Source organism: Vitreoscilla massiliensis, from assembly GCF_001457815.1.
In the GTDB taxonomy this organism is placed as follows: Bacteria; Pseudomonadota; Gammaproteobacteria; order Burkholderiales; family Neisseriaceae; genus Vitreoscilla; species Vitreoscilla massiliensis.
In genome coordinates this window covers 14,032-26,010 of record NZ_LN898215.1, presented here as the reverse complement: position 1 = coordinate 26,010, position 11,979 = coordinate 14,032, and the positions used below count along the sequence as shown (strand labels likewise).

The following is an 11,979-nucleotide window of genomic DNA, read 5'->3' as shown; positions in this document are numbered from 1 at the left end:
GGACGGTTTAGCTGCGGTGTTGGCCCAAATGTGCGGAAATGGTGCGAGCGGCCTGTAAGACGGCTTGCACGTGTTGGCCAGTCGGATGGGCATCAATTTTGTCGGCAGCGCCCAAACAGGTCACCACAAACGCCACATCATTATTGGCATCGAACACCGGTGCGGCAATGGCGTTAATCCCTGCCATCATCTCACCTTCGATTACACACATTTCTTGCTGCAAAATTTGCTGTTTTTGCGGTACAAATTCTTGCCATGTCAGGTGGCTGTGTTCTTTATCGGCTTTTTCCACCAATGGTTTGACCACGGTTTCCGGCAGATAACTGGCAAACACCCGACCGGTGGCCGAACGCATCATCGGCATCACCGCGCCCACTTTGGCGCTGATGGGAATGCCAAATTCATTGTCTAAGAACTGTACGATTAAAGGACCCAAAGCCGTCCAACGTGCGACCTGTAAATACTCACCCACTTCTTTGTGCAATTGTTGCAACCAAGGCTGTGCGATTTGCAGGTAATCGGTGCGTCGGGTAGCGGCCAAGCCCATGGCCAATGCTTTATCACCTAGGCTGTAACGCCCATCTTCTTGTTGTTTGGCATAGTGATATTTGACCAGGCTGACCAAATAGCGATGGGCTTTGGCAGGATGCATGTCGGCGGCCGCAGCCACTTCTTTGAGCATCAACGCCTCCCCCGCCTCAATCAACACGTTCAATACCGATAAACCCACTTCCAAAGATTGAACACCGTTGGACTGTTTTTCCATTTCATTCCCTTTTTGTTAGCAGACATGATTGTAATAGAGAACAGAGGTTTATCCGCAATCACTTGCGCATGGATGGCTGGCTTACTATAAGACTGTCATGGTGGCATGCTCCTCTTCTTCTGGATTCAGCTTTGTATGTTGTTGTTATTGTGTGGGTTCAATTTGTAAATTACGCTATCCGTAATCAAATTACTGTTTGCGTAATTCTTGAAACCGAATATAATGGCTCAAATCATAAAAAGCAAGCGCAATTCTGAAGCGCCTTGAATTTTTACATTTATATCTGATTAAATTCAGATATTTAATAGCTAATAATAAACGAATTTATCGGAAAAATTCCAATAAATTCAAAATCTCTCGAAATACATTTTATTTGTAAATATTAAGATGGCAATAAATTGCTATGGATCAAAACTAACAAGGAGTGAGATCAGATGTCATTAACGCAATCATTCATCGCCGTGGCGCCAGACAGCGATTTTCCACTGCAAAACCTGCCTTATGGCGTGTTCCAACCACAAGGCGCAGCCGCCCGTGTCGGTGTCGCCATCGGTGAACAAGTCTTGGATTTGGCCGCTTTGGAAGCTGCTGGTGTGTTACAGGCCGGCTCAGAGCCTGTGTTTAACCAAGCAAGCTTAAATGCCTTTATCGCCTTGGGCCGTCCAGTGTGGCAACAAGTGCGTGCGCGCTTGCAGCAATTGCTGTCAGCCGACTGCGCCGAATTGCGTGACAATGCTGATTTGCGTGCTAAGGCTTTTTATTTACAGGCCGATGTGGCGATGTTATTGCCGATAGAAGTGCCCGGTTATACCGACTTTTATTCCTCGAAAGAACACGCTTACAACGTCGGCTGCATGTTCCGCGATCCAAAAAATGCATTGATGCAAAACTGGAGCGAGTTGCCAATCGGTTACAACGGCCGCGCCAGCTCAGTGGTGGTCAGCGGCACCGATTTGGTGCGCCCTAGCGGCCAAATCAAATTGCCTAACGAAGAGCGCCCAGTGTTCTCAGCCTGTCGCAAACTCGACTTTGAATTGGAAACCGGTTTCATCGTCGGCAAAGCCACGGCTTTGGGCGAACCGATTGCAATTGAAGAAGCCGAAAACCACATCTTCGGCATGGTTTTGCTTAACGACTGGTCAGCGCGCGACATCCAACAATGGGAATACGTGCCTTTAGGCCCGTTCAATTCCAAAACCTTCGGTACGTCCATCAGCCCGTGGGTGGTGACTTTGGAAGCCTTAGAGCCATTCCGCTGCGCCTCTCCAGTGCAAGAGCCACAACCGTTGCCGTATTTGCGTGAAAACACCCCCAACAATTACGACATCAAACTGCAAGTGGCCATTGCCGCCGACGGCAGCGAAACCGTGATTTCCAATACCAATTTCAAATACATGTATTGGAGCATGATGCAACAGCTCACCCACCACACCATCGCCGGTTGCAATGTGCGCGTCGGTGATTTGATGGGTTCGGGCACGATTTCTGGTCCAGACAAAGACTCGCGCGGCAGCTTGCTTGAATTGACATGGAACACCACCGAGCCTTTGACCTTGGTCAATGGCGAACAACGCGGCTTCTTGCAAGACGGCGACACCTTAATCATGCGTGGCCATTGTGAACAAGACGGTTTGCGCATCGGCTTTGGTGAAGTGCGCGGCACGGTTTTGCCAGCGAAGACGTTTGCTTGGCAACAAGACTAAGCCCCCGTTCCCAATAAACATAAGCGGCCTGTAAAGCGTTTACAGGCCGCATGAAAAGCAAAGGAGAATTTCATGGATTTCCAAATCGAAAAAATACACCACGTCGCTTACCGCTGCAAAAACGCCAAAGAAACCGTGGCGTGGTACAAAGAAATGTTGGGCATGGATTTTATTTTGGCGTTTGCCGAAGACCATGTGCCATCAACCAAAGCGTTTGACCCGTATATGCACATCTTCTTGGATGCGGGCATGGGCAATGTGTTGGCGTTTTTTGAATTGCCGACGCAGCCAGACATGGGCCGCGATGAAAACACACCGAAATGGGTGCAACACTTGGCGATGAAAGTGAAAGACCGTCCAACTTTGGAAGCAGCGAAAGCGCACTTGGAAAGCAAAGGCGTGGACGTGCTCGGCATCACCAATCACGGCATCTTCCATTCCATCTACTTCTTCGATCCAAATGGCCACCGCATCGAATTGGCTTACGACGATGAAAAAGCCGCCGAAAAAATCGCCCGCATCACCGAGGAAATGAAAGTCGAAATGTTGGAGCAATGGGACACCACCAAACGCGCCCCGCACCACACCCATTTCTTGCACGCGGACGAATTGGACGAAAGCAAAGCCTAAGCCACCCCTTCTACGGCTACGGCTTGCAGAGGCTGCGATAGCAGCCTCTTTTTTTATTTTTTGGGCACATTAATAGACCGACTCTAATTGTCCAGTCGCAACAAGCTGTCCCAAGCATCAATGCGGCCTGTAAACCTTGTATAGCAGGCTTACAGGCCGCTTATTCTCAGCATCTGCATCACAGAAATACCTGTTAAACCCACCATAACGCTGGGTTTAACCATTTGCCTCTCCCAACAACACTCATTGCTCAGCCGCCATCGAGGCTTGCACATCGCGACAGTCGGCATCGCTCATGTCGGCATACATTTGTCGGCTGATTTTCTTGGCCTCGTCCACACTCATGCCAGTGGTGGCGGTGATTTGCTTCACCTCTTCTGCCGGCAAGGCATCCACTTGCTTAAGGTAGACCTCGTATGCCGCTTGGCAATCCGCGCTCAAGTCTGTGCTCGCCGCCTCATCTTCGCTCGCACAAGCGGCCTGTAACATCAACACTCCTACCAGCACTGCCACCCGCATCCCCATCATCCTTCCCCTTAGTCCATCAACACGACCAGACTGTAACACAGCACTCACACATACCTTAAACCTTTGCTGCTAAATCATTTATCACCATGACTAGCAACACCGCTACAAAAGCGGCCTGTAAACCTTGCTAAACCACTTACAGGCCGCCTCATCACCCTATGCCTTATCAAACAAGTCTTCTCGTGCACTGAAGCACTGCCCTGTGGCCACCCACAAATATTGATAAATTTTATATACCGCCTTTTCTACAATCTGCCCATCTTCAATCGACTAAGGTGGACGCGATGTTGGTTTTATTTGCAGCCTTTTTGTGCGGCAGTTTTGCGTATCTGATTCATGTGTTGTTGCATACGGAGGCATTTTAAATGGTCAACGATGCCTATTTGCTGCTCTCAGTGTTCATGTTGGTGTTGACGCTGTTGGCTTATCCGTTAGGGCGCTATGTGTTTGCGGTGGCGCAGCCACAAAAATTACCGCGCACACCGCTACTCAGCCCATTAGAACGCGGCATTTACCGCCTCGCCGGTGTGAATCCCGCGCAAGGCATGAATTGGCAGCAATATGCGTGGGCGCTGCTCTTATTCAATCTGCTGGGCATCTTTTTTGTGGTGGCCTTGCAATTGTTGCAAGGGTGGTTACCGCTGAATCCGCAAGGCCATGGCGCACCGAGTTTCGATTCGGCGCTCAATACCGCCGTCAGCTTTGTCGCCAACACCAATTGGCAAGGCTATGCCGGTGAAACCACGATGTCGTATTTGACGCAAATGCTCGGTTTGGCGGTGCAAAACTTTGTGTCTGCCGCCACCGGTGTCGCCGTGGTGTTTGCTCTCATTCGCGGTTTGGCCAACCACCAAAACAGCGATGTTGGCAATTTTTGGGTCGATTTGGTGCGCGTGTGCGTGCATTTATTATTGCCCATCGCGGTGGTGGTGGCCTTGGTGTTTGTGGCGCAAGGCAGCATCCAAAACTTCGCCGCATATGTGCCTTACACCAGTTTGGAAGGCCAAGCCGGCCTGTTGCCGATGGGGCCAAACGCCTCACAAGAGGTGATTAAAATGCTCGGCACCAATGGCGGTGGCTTTTTCAATGCCAATTCGGCCCACCCATATTCCAATCCCACTTACCTGACCAATTTCCTGCAAATGCTGTTGGTGCTGATCATCCCTGCGGCCTTGTGTTTTTGCTTTGGCCACATGGTCGGTGATGCGCGCCAAGGTTGGACGATTTATGCGGTGATGAGTGTGTTGTTTGTGTTGGCGGTGGTGGCTTTGTGCCAATTTGAATACCGCCACAATCCGGCCATAAGCGAGGTGCTCAGCAGCCATGGCCAAACATTGAGCGGCAACGGCAATTGGGAAGGCAAGGAAAGCCGCTTTGGCATCGCCGCTTCGGTGCTGTTCAGCGCGGTGACCACGGCCGCATCTTGTGGTGCGGTCAACAATATGCACGACTCGCTGTTGCCTATGGGTGGCTTGGTGCCGATGTTTTTGATGCAAACCGGTGAAGTGGTGTTTGGCGGCGTGGGCTCGGGTTTGTACGGCATGTTGGTGTTGGTGATTTTGACGGTGTTCCTCGCCGGTTTGATGGTGGGCCGCACGCCAGAATACTTGGGCAAGAAAATTGAGGCCAAGGAAATGAAAGCCGTTGCCATCGCCATGTTGGTGGTGCCGAGCTTGGTGTTATTGGGCACGGCCAGCGCCACCTTCAGTAGCAGCGCCATCGCCAGTTTGTCCAATCCCGGCCCTCACGGCCTGAGCCAATTCTTGTACGCGTTTACCTCAGCCGCCAACAACAATGGCAGCGCCTTTGCCGGCTTGGGTGCCAACACGCCGTTTTTTAATTACCTGCTCGCCATCGCGATGTTGGTCGGTCGCTTTGGGGTGATTTTGCCGGTATTGGCTGTGGCCGGCGCGATGGCGGTGAAAAAACGCCAAATGCAAATATCAGCCAGTTTTCCTACCCACGGCCTGTTGTTTGCCCTGTTATTGGTCATTGTCATCGTGGTGTTTACCGCCCTGACTTACATCCCAGTCTTGGTATTGGGCCCGGTGATGGAACATTTACAGTTGTTTTATTGAGGAGTTTTGCCATGCGCACTTCCAAACATCCATTGGTACAACACAGTGATACCACCCCGAGTTTTTTGCGCTACACGCGCTGTTATGGTGGCTTTTTATGGTGGTTGTCGTGGTTTAAATAAACTTGAACCCCTGCAGATGCGGCCGGTAACGCTGCATCTGCACCCTCTCGCAAGACCCACCAATACTCAGCCCTACCCCGTTTACAAAGGTGTATTTATGCACACGCAATCTTTATCCATGCAAGCCGCCATCGAGGCGCTGAAAAAACTGCACCCGGCGGTGCAATGGCGCTCGCCGGTGATGTTCATTGTTTATTTGGGCAGCCTCTTTAGCACCGTCTTGGGTTTACAGGCCGCTTTTCAAGGTTCACCCCAAACCAGTTTCATCGTCGCCATTACCTTATGGCTGTGGTTCACGATTTTGTTTGCCAATTTTGCCGAAGCCTATGCTGAAGGCCGTGGCAAGGCGCAAAGCCATGCCTTAAAAAGCCTGAAAAAAACCACTACCGCGCGCAAACTCGTTGCCAATGGCAAAAACGAGGACGACCAAGTGATGATTGCTTCCGACAGCTTGCGCATGGGCGATGTGGTGCGGGTGGAACAAGGCGAAACCATACCTGCCGATGGCGAAATCATCGCAGGTGTGGCCACGGTAGACGAATCGGCGATTACCGGCGAATCCGCGCCCGTCATCCGCGCCGCTGGCAGCGATTTTTGCTCGGTCACCGGCGGCACGCTGCTGGTGTCGGACTACCTCATCATTCGCGTCAATGCCAATCCGGGCGAGTCGTTTCTCGACCAAATGATTACCATGGTCGAAAGCGCGCAGCGCCAAAAAACCCCGAATGAAATCGCTTTAACCATCTTGCTGGTGGCTTTGAGCCTGATTTTCATCTTGGTGGTCGGCAGCTTGTACGCGTTTTCACGTTTCAGCGTCGCCCACACCGGCGCGCAACAGCCGATAGACTACATCGCTTTGGTGGCCTTATTGGTGTGTTTGATACCGACCACCATAGGCGGCTTACTGTCGGCCATAGGCGTGGCCGGCATGAACCGCATGATGAAGGCGAATGTGATGGCCACTTCCGGTCGCGCCGTCGAAACCGCCGGCAATATTGATGTGTTGTTGCTGGACAAGACTGGCACCATCACTTTTGGCAACCGCATGGCCTCAGACTTCATTCCTGCTCACGGCATCGACAAAACCCTGTTATTACAGGCCGCTTATGTGTGTTCGCACCACGACAACACGCCCGAAGGCAGCAGCATTGTGCGTTTGGCGCAGGAATTAACGGGCACGACTGAGATAAACGTGCCCGACGCTTGGCGCGGCAGCATGACTGAAATTCCGTTCAGCGCCCAAAGCCGCATGAGTGGCGTCGACATCCACACCGCCAGCGGTATGCGCATCTTGCGCAAAGGCTCGGAGCAAGCCATTGCCCAACACGTTACCGCTCTGGGACGCAGCCTGGCCGACGATGTCACCGCAGCTGTGCACAAAGTGGCCGCCAGCGGCGCAACGCCATTGGTGGTGAGCGTGGACGCGCAAGTATTGGGTGTGGTCGTGCTCAAAGACATTGTCAAACCCGGCATCAAAGAGCGCTTTGGTCAATTGCGGCAAATGGGCATCAAAACGGTGATGATAACCGGCGATAACCCCTTAACCGCCGCCGCCATTGCTTCAGAAGCTGGCGTTGACGACTACCTCGCCGAAGCCACGCCCGAACAAAAGCTGACGCGCATCCGCGACTACCAAGCGCAAGGCTTGTTGGTGGCAATGACCGGCGACGGCACCAACGATGCTCCGGCCTTGGCGCAAGCCGATGTGGCGGTAGCGATGAATTCGGGCACACAAGCGGCGAAAGAAGCCAGCAATATGGTCGACATGGATTCCGACCCGACCAAGTTAATTGAGGTGGTGCAAACCGGTAAACAATTGCTGATGACGCGCGGCGCGTTGACGACGTTTTCAATTGCCAACGACATTGCCAAATACTTCGCCATCATCCCAGCGCTGTTTATGCCGATGTTTCCACAATTGGCGCTGCTCAATGTCATGGGTTTGCACAGCCCGCAATCGGCGCTGTTGTCGGCGGTGATTTTCAATGCCTTGATCATTGTGGTGTTGATTCCCTTGGCGATGAAAGGCGTGCGTTCCCGCCCCGAAGCCACGCACCTGACCTTGCGCCGCAATCTGTTGCTCTACGGTGTCGGCGGTGTGGTGGTGCCTTTTGTGGCGATTAAATTGATTGATGTGTTGATAAGCGGCCTGTAAGCCACAAAGGAGTGTTGTATGTATTTGCGTCCCGTTATCATGGTGTTTGTACAATTGAGTGTGTTGCTGGGTTTGGTCTATCCCTTGGTGGTCACTGGCTTGGGACAAGTGTTGTTTGCCGATGCCGCCAATGGCAGCCTCATCCATCAAGGCGATAAAGTCGTGGGTTCACATTTGCTAGGCCAAGAATTCACCCGCGCCGAGCATTTTTGGGGCAGACCATCGGCCACGGCTGAGTTTGCTTACAATCCTATGGCGTCTGGTGGCTCCAATTTGGCCGCCACCAATCCGCAATTGACCGCAGCCGCGCAAGCACAGCTGCAGGTATTGGCAACAAACCCATCCAGCGCCGTGCCAGTGGAATTGCTCAGCGCTTCGGGCAGCGGTTTGGACCCTGACATTTCCTTACAGGCCGCTTTGTACCAAGTGCCGCGGGTGGCACAGGCCAGCGGCCACACCGAACAAGACTTGCGCACGCTGGTGCACAGCCTCAGCCGCAACACGCTCACGACCGGCTTTCAGCCTTTGGTCAATGTGGTGGATTTGAATCTGGCGGTGCAAGCATTGCCGCAATAACCTAAGGACAGCTCGTGCAAGCGAACACAACAGCAGAGCAGTGGTTGCAACACGCCCAAGCCGAGCAACGCGGCAAGCTGCGGATTTATTTTGGCGCGGTCGCCGGCGTGGGTAAGACGTATCGCATGCTCAAAGAAGCGCAACAAGCGCAAGCGGCCGGTAAGCGCGTGCTCATCGGTTGGGTAGAAACCCACCAACGCGCCGATACCGCGGCGCAATTGGGCGACTTGCCGCGCTTGCCGCCACGCGCGTGCGAATACCAAGGGCGGCTGTTTGATGAGTTTGATTTGGACGCCGCCATCGCCGCCCAGCCCGAGGTGTTGATTGTGGACGAACTGGCGCACAGCAATGTGCACGGTTCACGCCATCCCAAGCGCTGGCAAGACATAGAAGAATTGTTACAACACGGCATAGACGTGTGGACGGCCTTGAACGTGCAACACTTGGAAAGCTTGAACGATGTCATCAGCACCATCACCGGCGTCAACATAGGCGAAACCGTGCCCGATGCGTTTTTCAGCGCCGCCGATGAATTGGTATTGGTCGATGTCACCGCCAATGAATTGCTGCACCGCTTGCAAAGCGGCAAAATCTACGGCGCTCACAAAATCAAACAAGCACAGCAACATTTTTTCAGGCCGGGCAATCTGCTGTCGCTGCGCGAAATCGCGCTGCGCAAAACCGCCGAAATCTTAGAAACTGATGTCAAACACTACCGCCAATTGCACGCCATAGACACAGTGTGGGCCACCGATGCCGGCTTGTTGTGCTGCATTACCGGCCGCAGTGGCGACGATGATTTGGTGCGCGGCGCGGCGCGTTTGGCGGCACAGTGGCATTGCGATTGGCATGTGGTGTGGGCAGAAAACACTGGTCTGCATGCGCACACGCAGCAACAACACGCGCAAGCGGCCTTAAAACTGGCCGAAAGCTTGGGTGCGCAACACACGGCCGTGCTCAGCAGCGGCAAACAGGCCGAGCACTTGATTGCCTATGCGCGCCGCCACAATTTGGCGCGCGTGGCCACCGGCAAACACGGCTATTTGGCGTGGCGTTTGCCCAGTTGGCTGCGCCGCCATGCCCCCGATTTGGACTGCGTGTTGCTCAGCCAAGCCAGACACAGCCACAAGCCCACCACTACCGCATCCCAAACAGCGTCCAAACCCGCACCCATCCAGCGCGAGCAAATCAAAGGCATGGCACTGATGCTGGCCGCTGCCTTGGCCTTGACCACGCTGTTGTGGCCGTTTACAGGCCGCTTTGACAACAGCAATGTGGTGATGCTGTATTTGCTGTTGGTGATGCTGGCCAGTGCCGTGTTTGGCCGCGCTGTGGGCATTTTCACCTCGGTGGTGACGGTGGCGCTGTTTGATTTTGCCTTTGTCGAGCCGCGCTTTTCGTTTTCGGTGCGCGATGTGCAGTATTTGGCCACCTTGGCGGTGATGTTGGTGGTGAGCATGGTGATATCCCAACTGACTTTGTATTTGAAAAACCGCGCCCGCGTTGCCCATCAGCGTGAACAGCGCGCGATTGCACTGTTTGATTTTGCCAAGGCGATGTCGGGCTTATTGGAACAAGATGAAATTCTGCACCAAAGCCGCAAGCTGATGCAGCAAGAGTTTCAGGCCGACATCCACTTTGTGTTGCCGAACGAGCACGAACAATTGCAATGCCCACATGCTCCTCATGTCGATGCGGCGCTGGCCGAATGGGCGTACAAAAACCGCCAAGAAGCGGGCTTGCACACCCATACCTTGCCCGAGCACCCGAGTTTGTACCTGCCTTTGCAAGCGCCGATACGCATCCGCGGCGTGTTAGTGTTGACGCCCAAAACGCAGCAAGAGGGTTTGGAAGCCGAGAAAAAGCGCCAATTGCAGGTATACGCCAATTTGATTGCGCTGACCTTAGAACGCGTGCATTTCGCCACCGTCGCCAGCGCGGCGATGACGGAAATGGAAACCGAAAAAATGCGCAATACCTTGCTCGCCACCCTTTCGCACGATTTGCGCACGCCACTGACGGCGATGATGGGTGAAGCCGAGTATGTGCAGACTTACCATGACCGCATGAGCGCCGCCGACCTAGACGAAAGCCTGCAAGCCTTGCACTTATCGGCGCAAAACGTGTGGCAATTTGTCAGCAATTTGTTGGAAATAGCGCGCATGGAAAGCGGCCAATTGCAAATCAAGCGCCAGACAGTGGCCATGGCCGACATACTGGCCGAATGTGTGCAGCAGTTGCAACATCACCACCCGTCGGCCCACGTCCACACCGACATTGCCCCTGATTTGCCCGACATCAAGGCCGATGCCTTGTTGCTCAGTCATGCTGTGGCCAATTTGCTTGAAAACAGCGTTAAATACAGCCCGAGTGCCGCCGACATCCGCATACGCGCCTATGTTGAAGCCGAGATGCTACACATGGACATCACCGATGCAGGGCAAGGTTTGCCCGATTTGCCGACGGCCGATTTGTTTAAAAAATTTGTGCGTGGCAATGGCGAAGGCGCGGTGGCGGGCTCGGGTTTGGGCTTGGCCATAGGCAAATGGATAGTTGAAGCCCACCACGGCCGCATTGCCTTATACCCACGCAGCGATGGCCAGCGCGGCACCGTTGCTCACATTTCCTTACCGATAGAGCCTGTTTGATATGGAACCCACCCACACCATTCTGGTGGTCGAAGACGACCCCGCCATCCGCCGCTTAATCTGCAAGACTTTGCAACACGAAGCGTGGCAAGCGCAGACGGCCGAAACCATCAAACGCGCCTTAATCGAGGTGAAGGCCAAACCGCCAGCCTGTGTGCTGCTGGATTTGGGTTTGCCCGACGGCGATGGCAACGAGTTCATCCGCCAAGTGCGCACTTGGTCGGACTTGCCCATCATTGTCTTAACCGCACGCGATAACGAAGCGAGCAAAGTCGCTGCGCTGGACGCTGGTGCCAACGATTACGTGACCAAACCGTTCAGCATCGCCGAATTGCTGGCGCGCATCCGCGTGCAATTGCGCCAACGCCAACCGACCGCTACCGACAGCGTCTACACGTTTGGTGCGGTCAGCGTCGACAGTGCGCGCCACAGCGTCAGTTTTCAAGGCGAAGATGCCCACCTCACGCCTACCGAATACCGTTTACTGCTGGAATTGCTGCGACATGAGGGCAAAATCTGCACGCACAGACAATTGCTGCTGGCGGTATGGGGGCCAAACTGCGTGGAAACGCCACATTATTTGCGCGTCTACATGGCCAAACTGCGGCAAAAATTGGAAATCCAACCCGAAGCACCGCAACACTTTGTCACCGAATCGGGCTTGGGTTACCGCTTTATCAAATAAACAATCAGCCCCAATAGAACGTTAAGCGGCCTGTAAACCACTTACAGGCCGCTTATGTATTTCAAACACAGGGCAAGATTAAGAGCGA

Annotated in this window: 9 protein-coding genes; 7 read left to right on the top strand and 2 right to left on the bottom strand. The window is 53.6% G+C overall.

Translation table 11 applies throughout. The features are described from left to right. Positions 1-7: 7 nt before the first annotated feature. Positions 8-766 (bottom strand): IclR family transcriptional regulator, encoded by a 759-nt coding sequence (locus tag BN3003_RS00145; RefSeq protein ID WP_058304721.1) that lies wholly within the window; start codon positions 764-766, stop codon positions 8-10. A 434-nt stretch (positions 767-1,200) separates the two neighbouring features. Between BN3003_RS00145 and fahA the strand changes: the two genes are divergently transcribed. Together fahA and BN3003_RS00135 are read left to right on the top strand one after the other, a co-directional pair. Then, entirely contained in the window at positions 1,201-2,469 is a 1,269-nt protein-coding gene (gene fahA / locus BN3003_RS00140; protein ID WP_058304720.1) for a fumarylacetoacetase, read from the top strand. Positions 2,470-2,541: 72 nt separating this feature from the next. After that, positions 2,542-3,099, top strand: a complete 558-nt coding sequence (locus BN3003_RS00135; protein ID WP_058304719.1) for a VOC family protein — start codon at positions 2,542-2,544, stop codon at positions 3,097-3,099. Positions 3,100-3,342: 243 nt separating this feature from the next. Here BN3003_RS00135 and BN3003_RS00130 read toward each other — a convergent pair whose 3' ends face one another. Further along, the gene (locus BN3003_RS00130; RefSeq protein WP_058304718.1) at positions 3,343-3,618 is read right to left on the bottom strand and encodes a hypothetical protein; all 276 of its coding nucleotides are present in this window, start codon (positions 3,616-3,618) and stop codon (positions 3,343-3,345) included. A 374-nt stretch (positions 3,619-3,992) separates the two neighbouring features. Here BN3003_RS00130 and kdpA point away from each other — a divergent pair, with 374 nt between their 5' ends. The 5 genes from kdpA to BN3003_RS00105 all read left to right on the top strand — a co-directional run bounded on the left by kdpA (position 3,993) and on the right by BN3003_RS00105 (position 11,891). Beyond that, entirely contained in the window at positions 3,993-5,705 is a 1,713-nt protein-coding gene (gene kdpA / locus BN3003_RS00125) for a potassium-transporting ATPase subunit KdpA (protein WP_058304717.1), read from the top strand. 219 nt (positions 5,706-5,924) lie between these two features. Then, positions 5,925-7,982: a potassium-transporting ATPase subunit KdpB gene (kdpB, locus tag BN3003_RS00120; RefSeq protein WP_058304716.1), complete on the top strand. Its 2,058-nt coding sequence runs from the start codon at positions 5,925-5,927 to the stop codon at positions 7,980-7,982. Positions 7,983-8,000: 18 nt separating this feature from the next. Beyond that, the gene (gene kdpC / locus BN3003_RS00115; RefSeq protein WP_058304715.1) at positions 8,001-8,558 is read left to right on the top strand and encodes a potassium-transporting ATPase subunit KdpC; all 558 of its coding nucleotides are present in this window, start codon (positions 8,001-8,003) and stop codon (positions 8,556-8,558) included. 14 nt (positions 8,559-8,572) lie between these two features. Then, a complete protein-coding gene (locus tag BN3003_RS00110) occupies positions 8,573-11,206 on the top strand; it encodes a sensor histidine kinase (protein WP_058304714.1) in 2,634 nt (877 codons plus the stop codon). Between the two features lies 1 nt (position 11,207). Beyond that, positions 11,208-11,891, top strand: a complete 684-nt coding sequence (locus BN3003_RS00105) for a response regulator (protein ID WP_058304713.1) — start codon at positions 11,208-11,210, stop codon at positions 11,889-11,891. Positions 11,892-11,979 lie beyond the last annotated feature (88 nt).

Excerpts from the sequence above, each read along its gene's own strand:
- BN3003_RS00135 (WP_058304719.1), top strand. The coding sequence starts at position 2,542 with ATGGATTTCCAAATCGAAAAAATACACCACGTCGCTTACCGCTGCAAA.
- kdpC (WP_058304715.1), top strand. The coding sequence starts at position 8,001 with ATGTATTTGCGTCCCGTTATCATGGTGTTTGTACAATTGAGTGTGTTG.
- BN3003_RS00145 (WP_058304721.1), bottom strand. The coding sequence starts at position 766 with ATGGAAAAACAGTCCAACGGTGTTCAATCTTTGGAAGTGGGTTTATCG.
- BN3003_RS00130 (WP_058304718.1), bottom strand. The coding sequence starts at position 3,618 with ATGCGGGTGGCAGTGCTGGTAGGAGTGTTGATGTTACAGGCCGCTTGT.
- kdpB (WP_058304716.1), top strand. The coding sequence starts at position 5,925 with ATGCACACGCAATCTTTATCCATGCAAGCCGCCATCGAGGCGCTGAAA.
- BN3003_RS00105 (WP_058304713.1), top strand. The coding sequence starts at position 11,208 with ATGGAACCCACCCACACCATTCTGGTGGTCGAAGACGACCCCGCCATC.
- fahA (WP_058304720.1), top strand. The coding sequence starts at position 1,201 with ATGTCATTAACGCAATCATTCATCGCCGTGGCGCCAGACAGCGATTTT.
- kdpA (WP_058304717.1), top strand. The coding sequence starts at position 3,993 with ATGGTCAACGATGCCTATTTGCTGCTCTCAGTGTTCATGTTGGTGTTG.